At 38.8% G+C, this 22,824-nt stretch carries 18 protein-coding genes; 9 read left to right on the forward strand and 9 right to left on the reverse strand.

From position 1 onward, the window contains the following. The first annotated feature begins 46 nt into the window (after positions 1-46). Both P8O16_RS10405 and P8O16_RS10410 read left to right on the forward strand, forming a co-directional pair. On the forward strand, positions 47-1,414 hold the full coding sequence (locus tag P8O16_RS10405) for a hypothetical protein (protein WP_300314247.1): 1,368 nt from the start codon (positions 47-49) through the stop codon (positions 1,412-1,414). Positions 1,415-1,490: 76 nt separating this feature from the next. After that, on the forward strand, positions 1,491-2,999 hold the full coding sequence (locus P8O16_RS10410) for a long-chain fatty acid transporter (RefSeq protein ID WP_300314249.1): 1,509 nt from the start codon (positions 1,491-1,493) through the stop codon (positions 2,997-2,999). Here the strand turns inward: P8O16_RS10410 and P8O16_RS10415 are convergent. From P8O16_RS10415 to P8O16_RS10425, 3 genes are read right to left on the reverse strand one after another with little or no spacing between them, the layout of a single operon-like run. After that, the gene (locus P8O16_RS10415; protein WP_300314251.1) at positions 2,983-3,519 is read right to left on the reverse strand and encodes a shikimate kinase; all 537 of its coding nucleotides are present in this window, start codon (positions 3,517-3,519) and stop codon (positions 2,983-2,985) included. The genes P8O16_RS10410 and P8O16_RS10415 overlap by 17 nt on opposite strands. Beyond that, the gene (locus P8O16_RS10420; RefSeq protein ID WP_300314254.1) at positions 3,516-4,616 is read right to left on the reverse strand and encodes a BT_3928 family protein; all 1,101 of its coding nucleotides are present in this window, start codon (positions 4,614-4,616) and stop codon (positions 3,516-3,518) included. The genes P8O16_RS10415 and P8O16_RS10420 overlap by 4 nt, the downstream gene beginning before the upstream one ends. Continuing rightward, a complete protein-coding gene (locus tag P8O16_RS10425; RefSeq protein WP_300314256.1) occupies positions 4,609-5,154 on the reverse strand; it encodes a DUF1599 domain-containing protein in 546 nt (181 codons plus the stop codon). The genes P8O16_RS10420 and P8O16_RS10425 overlap by 8 nt, the downstream gene beginning before the upstream one ends. Before the next feature lie 14 nt (positions 5,155-5,168). On the opposite strand from P8O16_RS10425, the gene folP reads away from it, so the two are divergent. Together folP and cdaA are read left to right on the forward strand one after the other, a co-directional pair. Continuing rightward, a complete protein-coding gene (gene folP / locus P8O16_RS10430) occupies positions 5,169-6,059 on the forward strand; it encodes a dihydropteroate synthase (RefSeq protein WP_300314258.1) in 891 nt (296 codons plus the stop codon). Next, complete coding sequence (gene cdaA, locus P8O16_RS10435) at positions 6,056-6,931, forward strand: diadenylate cyclase CdaA (protein ID WP_300314260.1); 876 nt, start codon at positions 6,056-6,058, stop codon at positions 6,929-6,931. The genes folP and cdaA overlap by 4 nt, the downstream gene beginning before the upstream one ends. A 45-nt stretch (positions 6,932-6,976) precedes the next feature. Here cdaA and kbl read toward each other — a convergent pair whose 3' ends face one another. Beyond that, complete coding sequence (gene kbl, locus P8O16_RS10440) at positions 6,977-8,170, reverse strand: glycine C-acetyltransferase (protein ID WP_300314263.1); 1,194 nt, start codon at positions 8,168-8,170, stop codon at positions 6,977-6,979. Between the two features lie 151 nt (positions 8,171-8,321). Here kbl and P8O16_RS10445 point away from each other — a divergent pair, with 151 nt between their 5' ends. The 4 genes from P8O16_RS10445 to P8O16_RS10460 all read left to right on the forward strand — a co-directional run bounded on the left by P8O16_RS10445 (position 8,322) and on the right by P8O16_RS10460 (position 15,017). Next, on the forward strand, positions 8,322-9,278 hold the full coding sequence (locus P8O16_RS10445; RefSeq protein ID WP_300314266.1) for an NAD-dependent epimerase/dehydratase family protein: 957 nt from the start codon (positions 8,322-8,324) through the stop codon (positions 9,276-9,278). A 115-nt stretch (positions 9,279-9,393) separates the two neighbouring features. After that, positions 9,394-12,129 carry a DUF1553 domain-containing protein gene (locus P8O16_RS10450; protein ID WP_300314269.1) on the forward strand — a complete coding sequence of 912 codons (2,736 nt, stop codon included), beginning with the start codon at positions 9,394-9,396 and terminating at the stop codon, positions 12,127-12,129. 1 nt (position 12,130) lies between these two features. Then, complete coding sequence (locus P8O16_RS10455; RefSeq protein ID WP_300314271.1) at positions 12,131-13,636, forward strand: DUF1501 domain-containing protein; 1,506 nt, start codon at positions 12,131-12,133, stop codon at positions 13,634-13,636. A gap of 4 nt (positions 13,637-13,640) precedes the next feature. Next, positions 13,641-15,017 carry a c-type cytochrome domain-containing protein gene (locus P8O16_RS10460; RefSeq protein ID WP_300314273.1) on the forward strand — a complete coding sequence of 459 codons (1,377 nt, stop codon included), beginning with the start codon at positions 13,641-13,643 and terminating at the stop codon, positions 15,015-15,017. On the opposite strand, the gene P8O16_RS10465 is transcribed toward P8O16_RS10460, so the two are convergent. The 4 genes from P8O16_RS10465 to guaA all read right to left on the reverse strand — a co-directional run bounded on the left by P8O16_RS10465 (position 15,011) and on the right by guaA (position 20,021). Further along, positions 15,011-15,367, reverse strand: coding sequence for a Spx/MgsR family RNA polymerase-binding regulatory protein (locus P8O16_RS10465; protein ID WP_300314276.1), 357 nt, complete (start codon positions 15,365-15,367; stop codon positions 15,011-15,013). The genes P8O16_RS10460 and P8O16_RS10465 overlap by 7 nt on opposite strands. 14 nt (positions 15,368-15,381) lie before the next feature. Further along, positions 15,382-16,674 (reverse strand): glutamate-1-semialdehyde 2,1-aminomutase, encoded by a 1,293-nt coding sequence (gene hemL, locus P8O16_RS10470; RefSeq protein WP_300314279.1) that lies wholly within the window; start codon positions 16,672-16,674, stop codon positions 15,382-15,384. A 3-nt stretch (positions 16,675-16,677) separates the two neighbouring features. Further along, positions 16,678-18,333 (reverse strand): amino acid ABC transporter substrate-binding protein, encoded by a 1,656-nt coding sequence (locus P8O16_RS10475; RefSeq protein ID WP_300314281.1) that lies wholly within the window; start codon positions 18,331-18,333, stop codon positions 16,678-16,680. Between the two features lie 158 nt (positions 18,334-18,491). Next, complete coding sequence (gene guaA, locus P8O16_RS10480; RefSeq protein ID WP_300314284.1) at positions 18,492-20,021, reverse strand: glutamine-hydrolyzing GMP synthase; 1,530 nt, start codon at positions 20,019-20,021, stop codon at positions 18,492-18,494. Between the two features lie 169 nt (positions 20,022-20,190). Here guaA and P8O16_RS10485 point away from each other — a divergent pair, with 169 nt between their 5' ends. After that, positions 20,191-21,900 (forward strand): M28 family peptidase, encoded by a 1,710-nt coding sequence (locus tag P8O16_RS10485; RefSeq protein ID WP_300314287.1) that lies wholly within the window; start codon positions 20,191-20,193, stop codon positions 21,898-21,900. 112 nt (positions 21,901-22,012) lie between these two features. Here P8O16_RS10485 and P8O16_RS10490 read toward each other — a convergent pair whose 3' ends face one another. Continuing rightward, positions 22,013-22,543, reverse strand: a complete 531-nt coding sequence (locus P8O16_RS10490) for a hypothetical protein (protein ID WP_300314290.1) — start codon at positions 22,541-22,543, stop codon at positions 22,013-22,015. Positions 22,544-22,824: the final 281 nt, after the last annotated feature.

Here is a 22,824-nt window from a genome sequence, read left to right on the forward strand (position 1 = left end):
TTAGTCTGTGTGTACGTATAACAGAGTAACTAATTCAACTTCTATTATGAAGAAATTTCCAATTCAAACGTCAGCATTCCTTGTAGGAGCAGTAATTCTAGCATCTTGTAGCACTAATAAGATGGCTATGAATAACCAACAAGACAATCTATACTTCATGGCATCCGATGCCAAAGTAGCGACAGAGTTTGCCGTTCAAAATAATAATCCTGAGCAATTTGAATCACTTTCTAGCTTACAGGCAGAAGCTTATTCTCAAGAAAACTTCAGTTCAAGAAACGTAAACCCAGACTACATTGCTCGATACCAGACTGAGACCGTAGAGGGAGACGAAGGAGTAGTTTATTTTGATGAATCAGGTGTTGATGAAAATCAAACTAATCAAGGAGATATCGATGCCTATAATAATTTTAGAGTAAGCGGATCAGGTGTAAATTCTGGTTTTAATCCTGCTATGTCCTTTAATATGGGGATGATGTATGGCATGGGAATGATGAATCCATGGATGAGTCCGTGGGGTATGAGTCCTTGGGGAATGGGAGGATTCTATGACCCATTTTGGGGTCCATCTTGGGGATACAGACCTGGGTTTAATTTGAGTTTTGGATTCGGTATAGGTTTTGGAGGTTATAATCCATTTTGGGGACCAAATTTTGGAATGGGTTGGGGAATGCCTATCTACGGAGGTTATCCTGGATGGGGATACCCTATGTATGGTAGACCAATTTACGTTATTCCCGGTGGCGAATACGGAGATAGAAGAGTAGTAAGTGGAGCTAGACCAACTAGAGGTTCATCTTTGGCAAATACCAGTAGATCTTCATCTAATGCTGCAATCCAGCCAAGTACAGCAAGAGCGCAAGCTAGAAGAGATGTATTAAATAGCGGCTCATCTTCGAGAAGAACCTTAACAAATTCTAATAATGCTAGAACCACTTCAAGAGACTTTGGAACTTCACAGAATGATTATTATTCAAATTCAAGATCTAGAGTTGCGACAAATGGAAGTACCAGAAATGTTGCTTCTCCAGCAATGGACAGATCAGTAACCAGAACAAGAAGTGCTATGCCTTCGGCTAGACCTTCAGCGATCCCATCAAATTCACGGTCATACACAGGTCCTAGTAGAAGTGGGGTTACGAGATCAAGCAGTCCATCTTATAACAACAGATCATCTAGTCCATCATATAATAGAAGTACCATTCCTAGCAGATCTGGAAGTCCATCGTACAATCCAGGTCGTACAAATACAAGAACATATAGTACTCCAACCAGATCTTCTTCTCCATCGAACTATAGCACACCAAGTCGTAGTTCTTCAGGAGGAGGAATGAGTTCTGGAGGAGGAGCATCAAGAAGTAGCGGAGGTGGCGGAGCCAGCTCTGGAGGATCAAGAGGTGGAAGGGGGAATTAATTCCCCTTTTTTTTTGAATAATTTTAAGCCTAATAGCCCTTTATTCCGTTATTTAATCACACTAAACAAATTCTAAATGAGGTCATCCTTTTTAGTAATATTCTGCCTTATTTCAATTTCATCAGGATATGCTCAAAGTGGTTACTTTGAAGACGCATATAGATTTAGTCAAAACAAGCCATCTGGATCTGCAAGGATAATGGCTATAGGTGGAACACAGTGGTCGCTAGGAGGAGATGTATCAAATGTTGCCGGAAATCCAGCTGGACTTGGATTCTTCAGATCATCTCAAGCTAGTGTGACCTTAGGCATCACAGATTGGGGTGTAGAGACAACTTACCTCAATCAAAATAAAAGCTACAACACCAGTAATTTCGCACTCCCAAATCTCAGTATGGTAATTGCAAAACCAAAGGGAGAGCTAGAAAGAGGGGCTTTTAAAGGTGGGGCTTTTGGAATCGGCCTTCAACGAATTGCAAACTTTAATACTGAATATGGTTATTTCTCTGATGAAATAGGAGAAACCTCAATTATTGATTTTTACATTCAAGATTCCTTTGGGATTCCTGAAAACCAAATTGAATCTTTCGGTTTAACTGGCTTAGCTTACCAAACCTATCAAATCAATCCTGTTGCTTTTGATAATGAAGGCAATCCTATTCCAAATCCTGATGTCTATGACTCTTTTGTCACGGGTTTCCCTTTTCAAGATGAAAATGTAAGACAAGAAGGGTCAGCTAACCAACTCTCATTTAGTTATGGAGCTAATTTCAATCATAAAATTTTTGTTGGAGGTTCTCTCGGAATAAGAACCCTAAATTACTCTTCAATAAAAGTTTATAATGAAGAATTTATAGATGGTCCTCTCATTAATTCTTCACTTTCTGAAAATCTTTTTATAAATGGAAGTGGATTGAATGTGAATCTTGGATTGATATATAAACCAATTGATTACGTAAATCTTGGATTTAACTTCCAAAGTCCTACTTGGTACACTTTAGATGAAGAATACAGTGCAAGTAATTTAGCTTTTTATGATAACTACTACTTTGAGCAAGAAGATGTTACACTTGGGAGACAAGAAGCATTCACCGATGTGTTTCTTAATCGGTTTAGTCTGAATACTCCTTTGAAAATTGGGGGTGGAGCTGCTTTCTTTTTAGGTAAGAATGGATTTATTTCCGCTGATATTGATTGGGTTGATTATTCAGCGGCACGTTTGAACTCAAATAGTTTCAATCCAGGTCCAGATAATTTAGAAATTCAAAATATTTATACGAGCACCATTGATTTTAGAATAGGTGCAGAATACAAGATCAGTAATTTCAGCCTTAGAGGTGGATATGCGTTGTATGGTGATCCAATTGCTGATTCTGAATACGATAGAAGTACTCAACAATTATCAGGTGGATTTGGAGTCAGATTAAATAATTTCGCTATAGACTTTGCTCTCATTAATCAAAAATTCAATACGCTATATTCCAGTTATCAAGTTCTGGATAATGCCGGAAATAATATTGGTCCAGTAACTGAATTGAAGAATAGTCTTACAAATGGAGTTTTGACTCTTAGTTTGAATTTTTAATTAATCGAATCAATTCAGAAATCAATAACTCAGCGGAAAAATCTTCTCCGCTGAGTTTTATTTTTGCTTGATTATAAAAATGGTCTCGATCGACCAACAGACTTTTCAATTTTAAAATTACCTCCCCTTGGTCTAAATCTGAAAACATGGGCCGATTCTGAGATCTTGAGGCTCCAAACCTTGCTGATATCTCTTCCAAAGGAACATCTAAATACACAGAGGTAGACTTAGAATTAATAAGATCCATATTCCCATTGAAACAGGGACAACCTCCTCCTGAGGCTAAAACAAAAGATTCATTTAAATTCAATACATCGTCCAATACTTCTGTCTCCCAATTTCGAAATCCTCCCTCCCCGTGGATTGAGAAGATATCGGAGATTTTCATTTTATATCGATTTTCAATCAAATGGTCTAAATCATAAAAGGGGAATTTCAATATGGACGCCAATTGTCGTCCGAAAGTGCTCTTTCCCGAACCTGGCAATCCAACCAAAACTACTTTTAATTCACTACTCATTTGATATAATAATCCAAAACTTCGCTTGAACTCGGAGTGTTGTTGTGATGATATTTAGCCAATACTTGACCGTCTTTCAGTAGCATAATGCCAGGGTTCGATCTTATCATCGTTTTGACAACAGTAGCATCAGCTTGTAATCCAAGAATATCCCATCCCCTCTCATTCATAAAGGAAGTAATTTCTTCTTGTGAAGCTGCAGCCACAAAAACTGGTTGAATTGGAGAACCCTTTAAATCTTTAATCAATTGATCGATTTCTTCAAGATTAGAATCACTCACTTTAAGCATGCTACTTACCAAGATTAATGTTTTATCTCCTGTGAAAACTTCAGAAGAAAAATCTCCCTCATCATTCCAAACTGCGAAATCTGATATTTTGGGAAGTGCTTCAGGGTTTTTCAAATTCATCTCTACAAACTCCAACGTTTCATCAGATGGATATTGATCGAAAGTAAGCAATTCCCCGTCCTTCTTCATTACATAAGAATACTCAAGCGGAGAAGAAGGAAGCATGTTTTGAGGAATATTCACCCCTACTTTATATGCTCTAAAATCAATAAATGGGAGATTTCGTATGGCTAAAATAGATAGAGTTAAAGCCAAAACGCAACAAACTGCAGTTACAACTTTTGCCCAAAGGGCCGACTTTTTCGGCAGATCCAATTGAAACAAAAACAAGATTGCAATAAGAACCAATAGAATTAAATCCTTGTAAAAAGATTGCCAAGGAGTCAGTTTGATAGCATCTCCAAAACATCCACAATCTGTTACTTTATTAAAGTATGCGGAAAAGAATGTCAAAAAAGTAAAGAACAAAATCATCAATGCAAGCGCCCAAACAGTGAATCTACTTTTGACTCCAAGAATAAGCATCACTCCAAGAACCACCTCAATAACCACCAAAATTACAGCAAACTCTAAGGCAAATGGTTTGAGATAGTAAAAGAAACCAGCAATATCATTTGAAAAAACATCAAAGTATTCCTCCAACTTTATCGAAGTCCCTACCGGGTCGTTGACTTTGATCAAACCAGAAAAGATAAATAGCCCTCCTACCAGAAGTCTAATTACCCATAAAAAGCCATCTTTAATCATGATAACCCAGTTTAATTAAACAGAAAACAGCGTAGTTGATCATATCTTGATAGTTTGCCTCGATACCTTCAGATACCAATGTTTGTCCCTCATTATCTTCAATTTGTTTTACTCTAAGGAGTTTCATTAAGATAATATCAGTCATGGAACTCACCCGCATTTCTCTCCAAGCTTCTCCATAATCATGATTTTTATTTTCCAGCAAAGCTCTTGTGTCATTCACCCATTGATCATACTTAGGCTCGATGATTTCAAATGGAATTTCCATAAGGGAATCATCCTTAAAACTGATTTGAAGCAATGCAATAATGCAGTAATTTATAATCCCCACAAATTCATCGACCACAGGATCACCTACCTTTTGTAGTCCTTTTTCTTGAATTGACCTTATTCGCTGAGCTTTAATAAAGATCTGATCAGTTATTGAAGGAAGCCGCAAAATTCTCCAGGCCGTACCATAATCTAAGGTTTTCTTCCTGAATAATTCTTTACATCGACTGATAACTTGATTATATTCGTTACTAGTTTGATTCTCCAAAGTGATTAATTTTTATGATTCCCGATCAGGACAACAATTCTTCTATCGAAGATAAATTATTTCCCCAAAAATATACATTTCAAATCAACGGGAGGCTTTTAAATTGGAAAAGACCTCAGATAATGGGAATTGTTAATCTAACTCCTGATTCTTTTTACTCAGGAAGTAGGACATACAACACATTGGAGACTGCAATTAAACTAATTGAAAAGCACATTTCAGAAGGAGCAGATATTTTGGATTTAGGGGGATACAGTACTAGGCCGGGTGCTTCCGAAATTTCAATTCAAGAAGAAGAAGATCGGGTTCTGCCGATTGTGACTTGGATTTCCAAAAATCACCCGGAAACATTGATTTCTATTGATACTTTTAGAGGTAAAGTTGCAAAATCGGCAATCAGAGAAGGCGCTCATATAGTGAATGATATTTCAGCTGGTGAATTAGATCCTGATATGTTGGCTACAGTTGGGAAATTAAAAGTTCCATACATCGCTATGCATATGAAGGGGAATCCCAAAACCATGCAGAGTCAAATTGATTATTCAGATATTTTAGCAGAAATAATGTACTATTTCGCTAAAAAACTGGAAGAATTTAAAAAGTTTGGCATTAATGATGTAATATTTGATCCAGGTTTTGGATTTGCTAAGACCATTCCCCAAAATTTTTGGATATTGAGAAACATTGAATTATTCAAAGTTTTTGGAGTTCCTATTTTGGCAGGTGTCTCTAGAAAATCAATGATCTACAAAACGCTGGAAATTGATCCAATAGATGCTTTAAATGGATCTACTGCACTTCATATGTTTGCTTTATCCAAAGGGGCAAACTTACTTAGAGTGCATGACGTTAAAGAAGCTAAACAAACTATAGATTTATATAACATTTTATACCCAACAACTTGAGCTTGCTTTTTAAAATAGGTTTCTTAGAAATCTCCATTGTCAATATGATAGATATTGCCTTGGTGGCGGCATTGCTATACCAAGTCTATAAACTTCTAAAAGGCAGTGTAGCTATCAAGATTTTTCTAGGCTTCCTATCTATTTATTTGATTTATTTGCTTGTAAGAGCACTTAGAATGGAGCTCCTCTCATCTATTCTGGGTCAATTCATGGGAGTTGGTGTGATTGCAGCAATTATCATTTTTGCACCTGAAATCAGAAAATTCCTTCTCCTAATAGGCAGATCATCATTCCTATCTAATGACAACATCTGGAAAGACCTTTTATTCTTTTGGAAAAAAAGAGAAAACGGGACATTTAATATTAGCCCTATAGTTGATGCCTCAAAAATATTGGCTGGAAGCAACACAGGTGCACTCATTGTAATATCCAAAAGTACAGAGTTGAAGTTTTATGCTGAAAGCGGCGACATATTGGACGCCGAATTATCTAAGAGACTATTGATTTCTATTTTCAATAAGTATAGCCCACTTCATGACGGGGCTGTTATCATTCACAACGGGAAAATCAAAGCTGCAAGATGTATACTTCCAGTGACGGAAAGAGAAGTGCCTGCTCAGTTTGGATTAAGGCACCGTGCTGCAATAGGTATGTCTGAAGCAACAGACGCCATAGTACTAGTTGTTTCTGAAGAGACCGGACAACTCTCTATTACAAAAAATGGCAAAGTCTTACATAACATGTCGTTTCAGGAGATTCGAGAAACCATCAATGATTACTTGAACAATGAGGAGGTAGATAGTAGGTTTGAGGATATTCAGGAATATGAGTTGAAGAAAAAAAGAAAACTAGCAATGACCAGTAAAACATAAAAGGCAGTGAATTCACTGCCTTTTATGTTTAGAATAAATTAGAATCTAGATCACGCCCAGCTCTTTTCCAACTTCTATAAATGCATTAATCGCTTTATCCAAATGTTCTCTTTCGTGTCCTGCTGAAATTTGAACTCTAATTCTTGCTTGCCCCTTAGGTACTACGGGGAAATAAAACCCAATCACATAGATTCCTTTTTCTAAAAGTTTCTCTGCCATTTTCTGAGAAAGTACAGCATCATAGAGCATTACTGGAACAATGGGATGGGTACCTGGTTTGATGTCAAATCCAGCTGCATTCATTTTCTCTCTAAAATAAGCTGTATTTGATTCGAGCTTATCCCGTAACTCAGTGGTTTCAGACAATAAATCTAAAACAGCTATCGATGCTCCGGTAATGGATGGAGCCAAAGTATTTGAAAACAAATATGGCCGTGAACGCTGTCTCAAAAGTTCAATAATCTCTTTTCTACCAGAAGTAAACCCACCTGATGCACCTCCAAGCGCCTTACCTAGAGTTCCGGTAATAATATCAATTTTACCCATGACATCGCAATGCTCATGAACTCCACGTCCTTTTTTACCCATAAAGCCCGTAGAATGACATTCATCTGACATGACAAGTGCACCATATTTTTCTGCTAGAGCTACAATTTTATCAAGTTGAGCAATCGTTCCGTCCATTGAAAACACACCATCCGTTACGATGATTTTTTGCTTTGCTCCTTTCGCAACCGCATCCTGCAATTGCTTTTCCAAATCCTCCATGTTGTTATGCTCATATCGAAACCGCATGGCTTTGCAAAGCCGAACTCCATCGATAATCGAAGCATGGTTTAATGCATCTGAGATAATCGCATCCTCAGCACCAAAAATCGGTTCGAAAACACCCCCATTGGCATCAAAGGCAGCAGCATAAAGAATGGTATCTTCTGTCCCTAAAAATTCAGAGATCTTTCGCTCTAATTCCTTATGAATGTCTTGAGTTCCACAAATAAAACGGACTGAAGACATCCCGTACCCATGCGAATCTATGGAGGCTTTCGCAGCCTCTACCACTTTTGGATGGGAAGAAAGTCCTAGATAATTATTTGCACAAAAATTGAGAACATGCTTACCACCTAAGATTGTGATTTCTGCAGCCTGTGGAGAAGTAATCACTCGCTCCTTTTTAAACAGTCCAGCTGCCTCTATTTCTTTTAATTCTTGTTCTAATTTGGGTTTTAATGAATCGTACATGAATATTTGGTCTATAAATGATGCAAAAACAGGGATTTCCATTCGTCAAAAACCCCATAAAGAGAATTGATTTTTCTTACTTTTGCGATAGCAAACCCAAATATAAACAAAAACCTAAAGCAGAACTTTGGGTGATTTTGAAAGCCTCTACATGGAAAAAATTCTTGTTATCGGTGCAGCCGGACAGCTTGGTTCAGAATTAACCAAATCACTTGCGGATCTCTATGGATCAGAATCAGTTATAGCTACAGACCTCCAAGAGTCAGCCAGATCAAAATTTGATTATTGCAGATTTGAAGTCCTAGATGTAATGAATAAAGATGGATTGAGGGACTTGGTCAAAAATGAGAAAGTAACCCAGATATATCATCTTGCAGCTGTTCTTTCAGCCACGGGAGAAAAAAAACCAATCTTTGCTTGGCATTTAAATATGGAGAGCCTTCTTCATGTATTAGAACTTGCAAAAGAATTTAAACTAGAAAAAGTATACTGGCCTTCTTCAATTGCAGTTTTTGGCCCAAATACTCCTAAAATAAACACCCCACAATACTGCGTCAAGGAACCTAATACAGTTTATGGCATCAGCAAACAAGCAGGTGAACGATGGTGTGAATATTACTTCCAGAAATTCAATGTCGACGTAAGAAGCCTGAGATATCCAGGTTTGATCGGATATAAATCCTTACCAGGTGGAGGAACGACGGATTACGCAGTTGATATTTATCACAAGGCTTTAGCTGGTCAAAAGTTCTCCTGCTTCCTAAAAGAGGACAGCTACCTTCCGATGATGTACATGCCTGACGCTATCAAAGCTACGCTCGATCTGATGAATACACCACGGGAATTGGTTAAAATCCGATCTAGTTATAACCTTTCAGGGATGACCTTTTCTCCAAAGGAAATCTTTGAAAGCATAAAAAAACATCACCCTAGCTTCGAGATTGAATATCAGCCTGATTTTAGACAAGCTATTGCTGATTCATGGCCGGATAGTATCGATGATAGCTGTGCTCGAAAAGATTGGGGCTGGAAACCTGATTATGACTTGGATTCAATGACTTTGGATATTCTTAAAAATTTGCCTGATTATTTTCCTGTGGCAAAGTAACTCTTCAATTAAAAAGCTCGATCGATTCGAGCTTTATTTTTTTAGATCAAACCGACTTTTGATAGTTTTTCCAAATCGATCTATTTGGCTATTTTAGGGAGAATCAATCTATGGCATGACCCGCGAGCGAATAGCGATCCTTCTATCTGTTTTACTTGGAGTTTCACTTCTTTTTTTCTTTTGGAAAGAAGAAGAAAAGATTGATTTCAGTACTCAAATCAAACCTATTCTCAATACGCATTGTATAACCTGCCATGGAGGGGTGAAGAAAAACGGCGAGTTCTCATTACTTTTTGAAGAAGAAGCTTTCGCTCCTACAAAATCCGGTCATCCTGCAATAATTCCGGGTGATCCAAACGGAAGCGAGCTAATCCGAAGACTTACCGAGAGTGATCCTGAGCTTAGGATGCCTTATCAAAAATCCCCACTATCCGAAGAAGAAATTGAACTCTTGAAAACTTGGATCCGACAAGGAGCCAAATGGGGAGAACATTGGGCTTATTCTCCAGTAGCAGAACCAAACCTTCCTGCAAGCCCATCTACTGCTTCATTGGGAAATAATAACGAACCAATACCACTCAAGCCCATTGATTACTATGTGAGGGAAAAATTAGAAGAGTTAAATCTTCAACCTTCTGAGCAAGCAGATATATCCCAATTGATTCGAAGAGCAGCGCTCGACATCACAGGCTTACCCCCTTCTCAGGAATTGATCCAATCTATCCAATCCGGTAAAATCTCTTATGATACTGCCGTTGATCAACTTCTAGCTTCCCCTTCTTTTGGGGAGAAATGGGCATCTTGGTGGTTGGATTTAGCAAGATATGCAGATACCAAAGGATATGAGCGGGATGTAAGTAGGACGATGTGGCCTTATCGGGATTGGGTTATTCGAGCGTTCAATTCAGACAAACCTTTTGATGAATTTACAATTGAGCAATTAGCTGGAGACTTGTTGCATAATCCTACTACGGATCAACTTGCTGCCACCGCCTTTCATCGAAACACCATGAATAATGATGAAGGTGGTACGAATGATGAAGAGTTTCGGGTCGCAGCAGTTCTCGACCGGGTGAGTACCACTTATGAAGTCTGGCAAAGCACCACTATGGCATGTGTACAGTGCCATAGTCATCCTTATGATCCGATTCGTCATGAAGAATTCTATCAGTCTACTGCTTTTTTCAATAATAGTCGAGACGAGGACACTCATGATGAAGAACCTAAACTTCGTTTTTACGAATCAGAAGATCAGGAAAGGCTAAACGAAATCGTCAATTGGGTAAGTGAAAATCAAGACGACGAAGAAGCTGATAAATTCAAAAAATTCCTGACTTATCAAGAGCCAAAATACGCTGCCCATATTGCTCAGGATTTCATCAAGTCAGAATTAATTGACACCAAATGGCTTGGAATGCAAGCCGATGGATCTTGCTACCTAAGAGATATAGATACACAAGAAGCAGATCAACTGCTTTTGAATTATTGGTCTGATGTAGATGGGAGTACTCTGACCATCCGAAAAGATGGTCCAGAGGGCGATATCCTGAGTACTATCCCAATAAATAAATCCGCAAAAGCAACTCGAACTATATCTTTCCCTAAACTTTCGGGAAAACATGATTTATACTTGGAAATGAAAAGTCCAAAAGCTAAAACAGAACAGAATGCAATTGCTGTAGTTTGGTTTGCTTTTTTGCCCTCATTACCGGGGAAAGAAAAAAATGGCTTCGAAAAAGTCCAAAATAATTGGGAAAACTTAATTGCGGCTAAAACTACTACGGTTCCTATACTAATAGAAAATCCAAGTTTCATGAGTCGGGAAACACATGTTTTTGAGCGAGGAAATTGGATGATCCTTGGAGAAAAAGTTAGTCCTGAGATTCCAAAAAGTTTAAATCCTAGTGAAAAAAAATGGAGACAGGATCGATTGGGATTTGCAGAATGGCTGGTTGATAATCAAAACCCATTAACAGCAAGGACGCTCGTGAATCGAATTTGGGATCAGTTATTTGGAAGAGGAATAGTAAGTACTCTGGAAGATATGGGAACCCAGTCAGATCCTCCATCGCATCCTGAATTACTGGATTATTTGGCTTGGAGAGTCATGAATGAGTATGATTGGAGTATCAAAGAACTCATCCGTGAGATTGTAACTTCGGAAACTTACAAGCAAAAATCTGTTTTGTCACCAGAGCTATTTGCGGCGGACCCTCAAAACAAGTGGTATGCCAGAGGCCCAAGAATCAGACTCTCAGCAGAGCAAGTGAGAGATCAGGCGCTGGCCGTAAGTGGACTACTCAGTTCTAAAATGTTTGGAAAGCCAGTTATGCCTCCCCAACCTGAAGGGATTTGGCAAACTGTCTACAATGGCGAGTCATGGGTAGAGGCCGAAGGAGAAGATCGATACAGAAGAGGAATTTATACTTTTTTAAAACGTACCAGTCCTTATCCCTCCATGGTAACATTTGATGCAGGAAGTCGGGAAGTTTGTCTAAGTAGAAGGATCGTAACGAATACACCACTTCAGGCTTTGGTTACTTTGAATGATCCGGTTTTCCTCGAGGCTTCTTTCCATTTGGCAAAAGAAATGATGGAATCCAACCCAGCGGATCCAAAATCCGCCATTTCATATGGCTATTCTAAATTAGTATTAAGTCAAATTTCAAAAAACACTTCAGAAGCAATGATGTCGCTTTACAAGCAAGGACTTTCAGAATATCAAACTCGACCTGAATTGCTTGAAAAGTTCTTTGGATTTAAGAACCAAATAGTGACTCCAGAATTAGCAGCAATGTCTTTAGTGGCCAATGCTTTTTTGAATTTGGATGAATTTCTAACCAAGCCCTGATATGAATCAACTCGAAAGGCTACTGAATGAGTTTTTGCAACAAAAACTGCAGAATCAAACCAGACGACATTTCCTGATGGATTGTGTGAGCAAAGTAGGAGGACTTGCAATGGTACCGCTACTATTTGGATGCGAACCCGGAACTATCAAAAAATCTCAAGGATTAAATCTTTCAGATCGTGATTTAAATCCTTTGGCTCCACTCCCACCACCATTTGCTCCTAAAGCCAAATCAATCATTTACCTCCATATGGCAGGAGCTCCTTCGCAATTGGAATTATTTGATTACAAACCTGAACTAGTCAAATACGATGGAAAAGCCTGCCCGGAATCTTTATTGGAAGGCCGTCAATTCGCATTTATCCGAGGCGTTCCAAATATCCTTGGACCGCAAGCAAAGTTTTCTCAGCATGGTCAATCAGGAGCTTGGGTATCAGATTATTTGCCTCATTTTTCTTCCGTAGTGGATGAAGTTGCTTTTCTAAAAGCGGTACATACAGACCAGTTTAATCATGGTCCAGCACAATTATTTATGCAGACTGGAAGTCCAAGACTGGGAAGACCTAGTATTGGAAGTTGGGTAACCTATGGGCTGGGCACGGAGAACAAAAATTTACCTGGCTTTGTGGTGCTGACATCAGGGGGAAAAACTCCCGATGCCGGTAAAAGTGTCTGGGGTTCTGGATTTTTACCTTCCGTATATCAAGGAGTACAATGCCGATCAAAGGGAGATCCAGTATTATACCTTCAAGATCCGGAAGGCATGACTAGAGACATGAAAAAATCAGTCATACAAGCTATTAATTCTGCAAATGAAGAAAGCTTCAAGGATTTCGGTGATCCAGAAATCTTGGCTCGCATCAATCAATATGAGATGGCTTATCGAATGCAAATCGAAGTTCCGGAAGTGATGAATATCAACGATGAACCAGAGGCGATTCAAAAGCTTTATGGAACAAAACCTGGTGAGGAATCATTTGCAAACAATTGCCTTTTAGCAAGGAAATTAGTGGAAAAAGGAGTTCGCTTTGTTCAGCTTTACGATTGGGGCTGGGATACCCATGGCACCTCAAAAAAAGAGTCTATCGATTCAGGTCTTCGCCAAAAATGTCAGGAAATAGACAGACCTATAACTGCACTTTTGCTCGATTTGAAGCAAAGAGGGCTTCTTGAAGAAACGCTTGTTGTGTGGGGTGGTGAGTTTGGACGAACTCCAATGCAAGAAAATCGAGAAGGGAAAGTTCAAGGATGGAAGGGACGTGATCACCATGGAGATGCTTTTACGATGTGGATGGCCGGAGGAGGTATAAAGAAAGGGGCTAGTTATGGAATCACTGATGATTTTGGTTTTGCAGGGCTTGATGAGCGAGTTTCTGTTCATGACATACATGCTACCATTTTGCACCTGATGGGTTTTGATCACGAGCAGTTTACTTATGATTTTCAAGGTCGCCCATTCCGATTGACCGATGTAGAGGGGGAATTAATTCACTCAATTTTAGCCTAGCCGAATGGATTTCCTCTTACCGCTTTTTGGCAGATTCCACCCACTTTTCGTCCATTTACCAATCGGGATTTTATTCTTTGCTGTGCTATTGATTTTTCTTTCAAAAAAGAAAAAGAACAATTTCAGCCAAGTAATTCCAATTGCTTTCCTTACCGGAACTGTTTTTGCCTTTCTTTCTGCAATTTCCGGATTTTTCCAATATCAGCACGAAGGATATACTTGGGAAACTGTACGAATCCATTTGATTTTAGGTTGGTGCACTGTTGCTCTTTCTGCTTGGCTTTATTTTTCATTTAGAAGTAAACCTGATGTCACAAAAATCAGAAAAATCCAATCCGGTGGACTCCTATTAATTTTGATTCTCACGGGGCACTTTGGAGGCAATATCACTCATGGGGATGATTATTTGTTTGAAGTTTTGCCTTCGGGTTTGCAGACCTTTCTGGGAATAGAGATTGAACAGTCCAAACCTTTAGAACTACCTACTGAAAACTGGGAAGAACTTGCTTTCTACGAGGGAGCGATTCAGCCTATCCTTAATCACAATTGTATTTCTTGCCACAATCCTAAGAATATGAAGGGAGAATTGGATTTAACATCTTCAGAAGGATTATTAGGAGGAGGAGAAGGTGGCAAAATAGTGAATCAGGGTAATGCCGAAAACAGTAAGCTCTTTTCGCGCTTAATCTTACCAAAAGAAGATGAGGAGCATATGCCTCCAAAGGAAAAAAGACAACCACGAAAAGCTGAAATCGAATTAATAAAAGCGTGGATAGAAAATGGAGGATCAATGGATCAAACACTGGGAGATTCCAAGGTTTCAACCAGCTTAATTTCTCAATTCTTTGCTAAGGAAAAAATTCCATTTTATCCGAAAACAACTCTTCAAGGGATCTCCTCAGACACACTTTCAAAACTACGAGAGAAGGGGTTTTTCATTGAAAATATTGCTTTGGACAATCCATTACTTCGAGTAAGCTGCATTAACTTTCCTGCATTTGAAGATAAAGATTGGGAATTGCTCAATTCAGTTTCAGAACACATTGCATATTTAGATCTGAGCGATTCAAAAGCAAGTGCCTCAATTCTTGATTCCCTGGGAAGTTCCTCAAATATCACTGTATTGAAAGTCAACGGACTTGAAATAACAGGTGAAAACTTATTTTCGCTGAAAAACTGTCAAAACCTAAAATTACTTTATTTGAATTCCACGGACGTCACCATGGAAAGCTTGAGTTTATTGGATGGGCATCCTACTCTTGAAAAAGTTTATGTATTTAAAACCCCAGCATCCAGTCAAGAAAAAAAGAACTTTTCTTTTGAATTGGAAACTGGGGATTATTTACTGCCAAAATTGGCAACGGACACAATTGTTTATTGAGAGATTTTGGAAGCAATCTGATCCTGATCAAATCCTAAAGTCAAAGAACCATCTGGATAAACTATTACAGGTCTTTTGATCATGCTTGAGTTTTCTATTAATATCGGAATGGCCGTTTTTCCATTTTCTAAAGCTGCTTTTTGATCATCATCCATCTTTCTAAAAGTCGTCCCCTGCCGATTCACTAATTTACTAAGCTCGGTTTTTCCCAAAAACCCTTCCAATAAATCAGCCGTGGGTTTTTGCTTTTTATAATCGATGAATTCGTAATCAACGCCTTTTTCCTGAAGAAAGTCAAAGGTCTTTTTCATCGTATTGCAATTTTTTATTCCGTAAACTTTTATAGCCATTTTATTTTCAAAATTTATTCAAATATCTCCTTCAAACTTTCTTGATGTGCATTCAATATCCGATCGATCAAATCATCACTTAAAGCCGTAGAAAGAAACAAACTCTCAAACTGGCTAGGTGCCAAATAAACTCCTCGATGAAGCATGGCTTGGAAGTATTTTCCAAACAAAACCGTATTAGATTTTTTCGCAGATTCAAAATCGATTACTGGTTCAGTAGAAAAGAAGAATGAATACATACTTCCCAGTCGATTCACGGTAAACCCAAAATCCATTGATTCATTAATCTTCATGATACCTTCGGAAAGTTTTGTCCCTATATGATTCAACTTAGCATAGACTTCCGAATGTTCATTGAGGTAGTTCAGCATCGTTAATCCCGCTGCCATAGCGATAGGATTTCCTGAAAGTGTCCCCGCTTGATAAACTGGGCCGGCTGGAGAGACAAATTCCATGATTTCTTTTTTTCCTCCGTATGCACCGACCGGCATGCCTCCACCGATGATTTTCCCTAAAGTGGTCATATCTGGAGTCACCCCATAGAGTTCTTGTGCTCCACCTTTTGCTAATCTAAAGCCAGTCATCACCTCATCAAAAATCAACACAATCCCTTCACGGGTACAGATTTCTCGGAGGCCTTCCAAATATCCGGGAAGAGGCAAACATAAGCCCATATTTCCTGGAACAGGCTCCAAAATCAAGGCTGCAATTTCTCCTTTGTTGGCTTCCACCAGTCGCTCTATGGCTTGAAGATCATTATAAGGGGCCAAAAGCGTGTCTTTTGCAGTCCCTTTTGTAACTCCCGGTGAATCTGGATTACCCATGGTCATGGCGCCAGAACCAGCTGCAATCAGAAACGAGTCTCCGTGTCCATGGTAGTGGCCTTCCATTTTGATGAATTTATCTCGACCTGTAAAGCCTCTTGCTACTCGGATCGCAGACATAGTCGCTTCAGTTCCTGAATTGACCATTCGAACTTTCTCTACCGAAGGAACCATTGAAACAATCAATTCAGCGATTTCTACTTCTTTAGCTGTTGGAGCGCCGAAAGAGGTACCATCTTCCATTGCTTTGATCACAGCCTCCCGAATCATCGGATTGTTATGACCTAGAATCATTGGACCCCAGCTATTGATTAGTTCAATATATTCATTGTCGTCCTCATCATAGATGAAGGCTCCATTTGCCTTTTTGATAAATAAAGGATCCCCACCTACAGCACGAAATGCACGAACGGGTGAGTTAACACCACCTGGGATAAAGTTTTGAGCATGGGCAAAAAGCCGCTTGCTTTCAGAAATAGTCATGGATTAGTTTAATGGTTTCAATTCACCTGCTTCTAGACTAAACACAGGTACATATTGATTGTTGTTACTATTTTGGAAATTAAAACCCCAAGTCAACTTTCCTTTTTGATAGACTGATTGATCTAGGTTTCTCCTTAAATCAAAGCCTTTGCTTGAAGACATATTGGAAGAAAGTAAATAGACCAATTCATAGCCAAGCGAACTGTTAATATTGGGGTTTGATTTATACACAGAGTAAAATTTCTCTGTAAATCGCCCGGAAGCCTCACTATCAAAATTGAGTGTATTATTTGCTATAAAATGAAAGTTCGGGAACTCAAGCATCTCAAAATTCGCAAAATTAAAGGTTAACCAAGAGTCCATTACTAATGTGGGGACAGAAGCTGAAACGGATTCCAATAATGCGAATGTAGGTTGGGCTATTGCAGGATCATCTGAAAGCAAAATAATCTGATCGACGACTTCTTTAGATAGTGAATCCTTTCCAGACTTGATTCCTAAATCTTTTAAAAACCCTGAAACGTCTCTAGGATTAACTGATTTATTGCTAATTACAGTAAAACCTTCTTTCCTAAGTTCTTCTCCTAGAAGGCCTGCCAGTTTTTCATCCCTAGTGCTGCCACTATTCCCAATAGCTACCCGCTTTCCCCAGTTTTTTTGTTTGAGACTAGCGACCACACCTTTGGCAAGCGACTGAACTGAAGGTCTAAACAGATAGCTATACTTCATCTCTTCAAATCGGTCCCCGAGATTAGAAAGCGGGTGAATAAAAGGAATTTTCGAATTTTCAGAAAAAGCGCTAACTAAATCCGTTTCTTCAGGATAGATTGGCCCAATTATCACATCCGCCTTTGCCACCAAAGGATCTTGCAAAACAGTTTGAAGGTGACTCAAGTCTCGTTTCGAATCAAAAATGGCCAAACTTACTTTGACTCCTTGATTTTGTAATTCCTGCATTGCCAATTCTATTCCTTGGTACAATTCAAACACAAAATCATTCTCTGATAAATTCAGAACTGAAGAATTATTGGAATTAGTAAATGGCAAAATCACTACAAGATCCAATACCTCATCTTTGATTTTGTTATTGGAACTTCCTAACCCCTGCAACTCATAGTATGCCGCACGCTCTGTGGATGAAAGTACAGTTTGGCTTTCCAAAACAACTTTCATCACAGCACCATAGCCAGGATTATCCTTGAATTCACCAAGATTGGTAACCATAAAACTTGGACTCTCACTTTTAAGATTCTCGAAAGTTGCTTTTGCTGCAAGATTTTTAATTTCCTCTTTTTGAATTTTTTTGATAGTCCGAAGGGCTTCCAGATTTTGATTATTCTGGAAATAGGCTAATGCGAGGAGATAATTTGATTCATCTGTCTTTAACCAGCTTTTTGAAGAAATGGGTTGCAATGCTTCAATTGCCTGACTGGCTTGATTTGCTCCCAAAGCCGCCTCTCCCAAATGAAAAGCTGCGTAATTCGAAAGATTCCCATATTTATTCTCATCCAAGAACTCCTTAAAAAGTGGCATTGCCTCCCAATAATTCTTAGCTGCCAATTCAGTTTTTGCCTTTGTATATTGAGCTGGTATTGGAATCTGTGCTTTCGCGAAGCTGAAAATAAAAATGAGTGGAAATAGAAAAAGAAATTTTCTCATGGATAGTCAGTATGCCTTATAATTCAGGATTTACAAATTTAACCCATATTTTTCAAACCCAAAGTTTAAGCCAAAATGGATTGAAGAATGAATTCAATAAAAAAAACCCGCAGAATATCTCCGGGTTCTTATTTTAAATCCTATCTCTTAAATGATTTTTATTCCCACTCAATCGTAGCAGGTGGCTTGGAAGAAATATCATAAACTACCCTATTGACTCCCTTCACTCGATTAATGATCTCGTTGGATATTTTACCCAAAAATTCATAAGGCAAATGAATCCAATCAGCGGTCATTCCATCTACAGATCCAACTGCTCTTAGTGCGACCACTTTTTCATAAGTTCGCTCATCGCCCATTACTCCAACAGAATTGATTGGAAGCAAAATCGCTCCTGCCTGCCAAACTTGGTCATAAAGACCATGATCTTTTAGGCCTTGGATAAAAATATAATCCACTTCCTGAAGTGTTTTTACCTTTTCTGCAGTGATATCCCCAAGAATTCGAATTGCTAATCCCGGACCCGGGAAAGGGTGTCTTCCAATAATTGTCTCTACAATATCCAATGCTCTACCCACTTCCCGAACCTCATCTTTAAATAAAGTATTCAAAGGTTCAACCACGGACAACTTCATAAAGTCCGGTAATCCTCCCACATTGTGATGAGATTTGATAGTCGCTGAAGGTCCCTTTACAGAAACAGATTCGATCACATCCGGGTAGATCGTTCCCTGACCAAGCCATTTCACTCCTTCAATTGTATGCGCTTCATCATCAAAAACTTCGATAAAAGCTTTTCCAATAGCTTTTCGTTTAGATTCTGGCTCAGTAAGTCCTTCCAATGCATCGTAAAACTTCTTCTTAGCATCAACTCCAATCACATTCAAGCCCATATGTTTGTAAGAATCAAGCACCTCTTCAAATTCATTTTTGCGAAGCAAGCCATTATCTACAAAAACACAGGTCAACTGATCTCCAATCGCTCGGTGAATTAAAGTTGCAGCTACTGAAGAATCTACTCCTCCAGAAAGCCCCATCACTACTTTATCTGAACCAATTTTCGCTTTCAAGTCTGCTATTGTCGCATCAATGAAAACATCGGAAGTCCAATCCTGGGAACAGCCACAGATTCCAACCACAAAATTTCGAAGGAGATTTTTTCCTTCTGAAGAGTGCGTTACTTCTGGGTGAAATTGAATTCCATAAGTCTCTTCTTCTTTGACTTTGAAAGCCGCAACACGCACTGAAGATGTGCTGGCAATCACTTCAAAATTATCAGGTAATTCCTTAATCGTATCACCATGTGACATCCACACTTGAGAGCCATGACTCATTTCTTTCAACAAATCATAATGCGTATCGATATGAGAAAGGTTTGCACGACCATATTCCCGAATCTCCGATGGCAACACCTCTCCTCCGTATTTTTGCGCTAGCAACTGAGAACCGTAGCAAACTCCCAAAAGTGGAAGCTTTCCTCTAAAAACGTCTAGGTCCAAATCAGGAGAACCTTCGTCTCGAACGGAACAAGGCGAGCCTGAAAGGATCACTCCTTTGATATCGGAAGTGATTTCTGGGACTTTATTATAAGGATGGATTTCGCAATAAACATTCAGTTCTCGGACTCTTCTAGCGATGAGTTGGGTGTACTGAGAACCGAAATCGAGGATCAAGATTTGTTCTGCCATGCGCAAAGGTAATCAGGTCAGGGAAATTGCCGAAATGATATTAGAAAATAACCGAAGAATGTTTGGCTATGTCGACAAATAAGCCAAAAAATCCATCAACCAAAAAGATTCGATTGGTTGTGAAGTTTAAAAAACTAAAATTCGAACCTGATTTCAATTTCAAACTTCAATGAGAAAAATCTCTTTTCTATTCCTGCTACTTCTCTCCTTTTCAAAATTGAGCATTGCTCAAAGTTCTCTCGATCAAACTCTCAATCCCTATTTTGATGTGGTTAGACCAAACTATTCGGGTGATTTAGCTTTCGAGACGGTAGCTTTTGTAGAAAAATACTGGCGTGTAGCTGGAAATACCGGATTCAACGAATCGGTGTTTCTGATTGCCAAAAAACTGGAAGAAGCAGGATTTGTATTGGAAGAAAATTCAAAACCAGATACTAGACTTACTTATCGAATCGAAAAAAGAGCTATGAATCGCCCAACTTGGGAACCTGTAGCAGCGAGTTTGAAAATCTTAGGAGAAAATCAAGATCTTTTAGAATTCACTACGAATCGTAATATGATTTATCAATACTCCTCCTCTACTCCTAGATCCGGAGTCGAAGCGGAAGTCATTTACATTTCCAAAAAGGAAGACCTTGAGCAAATGGATCTAAATGGGAAAATTGTTTTTTCCGATCAAGTGAGCTTTCGAAATCTTCAATCATTTGCTGATCGGGGAATAGTTGGGATTTTAACCTATGACAATCCTGACTATCTACAACCTGAAAAAAATCAAACCTCAATTCAATTTAGAAGTATGCGATATGAAGCTAAAAAAGAAAGCTGGGCGATGGCACTTTCTTTTGAAGCAAAAGAAAAATTGAAAGCAGCTTTGGCAAAAGGCAAAGTTGAAGTCAACGCAAAGATTGAAACCAACATCTATGAGTCCGAAGAGCTCACCATTATAGCGGATGTAAAAGGAAAAGAATTACCCTTAGAGAGCTTAGTATTTTCAGCACATATTCAGGAACCAGGCGCAAATGACAATGCAACTGGTGTCGGAGCCCAATTGGAAATGGCGGTACTTACGGCGGATTTGATCCAAAGTGGAAAATTAGATTTAAAGCGAACACTCACATTTCTTTGGGGGGACGAGATTATTTCTACTCGTCGATACATTGAAGAAAAAGAGAAACGAAAAGCTCAGATTAATTGGGGGATTTCTTTGGATATGGTAGGAGAAAACACCGCACTTACTGGTGGCACATTTCTAATTGAGAAAATGCCTGACCCAAGTGCTATCTGGACTCGAGGTCAGGATAAACATACCGAATGGGGAGGCCGGCCATTGAAAGTTGAAGACATGAAGCCACATTACCTGAATGATTTTATTCTTAGCGTATTTCAGAATCAAGGTCGGTATGCGAATTGGGTGGTTGAAACAAATCCGTTTGAGGGAGGATCTGACCATACTCCTTTCCTTTCTGCCAATATTCCAGGCTTGTTACTTTGGCACTTTACAGATCAGTTTTACCACACGGATAATGACCGATTGGATAAAGTCTCCCAAGAAACACTAAAAAATGTAGCCACAGGAGCCTTGGTAAGTGCTTATACCTTACTAAATGCTGATGAGAATACTGCCGAGAAAATGATTGAAATGCTTCTTGAAAAAGCTTCACAGCGACTAGAGATAGAGGTCGAGCTTAGCAAAAAGGCTATTGCAGCGGGAGGATCTAAAGAAAATGAGCAAGAAATCTTAGATACTTGGCTCGACTATTATGAAAAGTCACTGGATACGATCAAGGATTTGCTGCTAGGAGATGATGCTGAAATTTCAAAAAAGATAACAAAGGCCAAAACAGCAATTAAAGCACAAGTGATCGAATTCCAGTTCTAATACATTTTATTTTCCTGGCGGATCAAACGAGTTTGGAAATTGAGCATTATCCATTTTCATTTCCAAAAGTTCATTTCAGCTAATCTTAGCCAAAGCTGAAATCTTTTAGAACTCAATTCTTCGGTAAATACTTTTCTGGGATGGGATTTTCTTCCGATTCCTGCATCCAGTAGATATTAATAATCCACCATCTTTTGCCATCGTTCAGCAGTTGAATACTGTTAATTCCCCTCGCAAATGGCGTATCCATTGATTCATTATTATAGGAATTATAGGTGCTGAATACCTGGGTGATAGCACCAAATGTGTCTGCCGTTCTATGGCTTTCTTTCTCAAAGAAACCGGTGTCAACTAACATTTTTCCAGCTCTGGAAATATACGCTTCTGGTGTCAAAAAAGTAGCTCCGATTACCCCAGCTTGGTTTTTACCAGAAGGGATCAGCTTGGCGTCTGGATGGAATAGATATTTGAATAACTCCCAATCTCTTGCTTGACCTTTTTCTCCAGAAATCACTCCATACAATGTTTCTATTGTGCTATCAAGCGTCTGAACCTTGCTTAAGTATTTGGAATCCGTGGATTGCGCATTTACGGTCATCGAAATGGCAAAGAATGTGATTGCTAGAATTGCTACCTTTTTCATGTGTTTATAATTTGATTTTTAGCGGTCATATGGAACGCCCTAATCCCGATATTTCTGGACATTCTCCTGTATGAGAACTTTTCTTATGAGCATTTCATGTGTTTATAATTTGATTTTTAATGGCCACATAGAATCTTCGCAAGGCTTCCCCGATAGCTATCGGGGCATACCTCTGTGTGTCGATTACGACCCGCTCGATTTCATAAGATTTGTTTTATAATTTATGAGATACTTTACTTTTCTTAAGTAGAAAATTGAAAGCCTCTTAAGAAATGATCAAC

The sequence above is a fragment of the Algoriphagus sp. genome (genome assembly GCF_029254265.1).
Taxonomy (GTDB): Bacteria; Bacteroidota; Bacteroidia; order Cytophagales; family Cyclobacteriaceae; genus Algoriphagus.

Excerpts from the sequence above, each read along its gene's own strand:
- P8O16_RS10405 (WP_300314247.1), top strand. The coding sequence starts at position 47 with ATGAAGAAATTTCCAATTCAAACGTCAGCATTCCTTGTAGGAGCAGTA.
- P8O16_RS10410 (WP_300314249.1), top strand. The coding sequence starts at position 1,491 with ATGAGGTCATCCTTTTTAGTAATATTCTGCCTTATTTCAATTTCATCA.
- P8O16_RS10415 (WP_300314251.1), bottom strand. The coding sequence starts at position 3,519 with ATGAGTAGTGAATTAAAAGTAGTTTTGGTTGGATTGCCAGGTTCGGGA.
- P8O16_RS10420 (WP_300314254.1), bottom strand. The coding sequence starts at position 4,616 with ATGATTAAAGATGGCTTTTTATGGGTAATTAGACTTCTGGTAGGAGGG.
- folP (WP_300314258.1), top strand. The coding sequence starts at position 5,169 with ATGATTCCCGATCAGGACAACAATTCTTCTATCGAAGATAAATTATTT.
- kbl (WP_300314263.1), bottom strand. The coding sequence starts at position 8,170 with ATGTACGATTCATTAAAACCCAAATTAGAACAAGAATTAAAAGAAATA.
- P8O16_RS10445 (WP_300314266.1), top strand. The coding sequence starts at position 8,322 with ATGGAAAAAATTCTTGTTATCGGTGCAGCCGGACAGCTTGGTTCAGAA.
- P8O16_RS10450 (WP_300314269.1), top strand. The coding sequence starts at position 9,394 with ATGACCCGCGAGCGAATAGCGATCCTTCTATCTGTTTTACTTGGAGTT.
- P8O16_RS10455 (WP_300314271.1), top strand. The coding sequence starts at position 12,131 with ATGAATCAACTCGAAAGGCTACTGAATGAGTTTTTGCAACAAAAACTG.
- P8O16_RS10460 (WP_300314273.1), top strand. The coding sequence starts at position 13,641 with ATGGATTTCCTCTTACCGCTTTTTGGCAGATTCCACCCACTTTTCGTC.
- P8O16_RS10465 (WP_300314276.1), bottom strand. The coding sequence starts at position 15,367 with ATGGCTATAAAAGTTTACGGAATAAAAAATTGCAATACGATGAAAAAG.
- hemL (WP_300314279.1), bottom strand. The coding sequence starts at position 16,674 with ATGACTATTTCTGAAAGCAAGCGGCTTTTTGCCCATGCTCAAAACTTT.
- P8O16_RS10475 (WP_300314281.1), bottom strand. The coding sequence starts at position 18,333 with ATGAGAAAATTTCTTTTTCTATTTCCACTCATTTTTATTTTCAGCTTC.
- guaA (WP_300314284.1), bottom strand. The coding sequence starts at position 20,021 with ATGGCAGAACAAATCTTGATCCTCGATTTCGGTTCTCAGTACACCCAA.
- P8O16_RS10485 (WP_300314287.1), top strand. The coding sequence starts at position 20,191 with ATGAGAAAAATCTCTTTTCTATTCCTGCTACTTCTCTCCTTTTCAAAA.
- P8O16_RS10490 (WP_300314290.1), bottom strand. The coding sequence starts at position 22,543 with ATGAAAAAGGTAGCAATTCTAGCAATCACATTCTTTGCCATTTCGATG.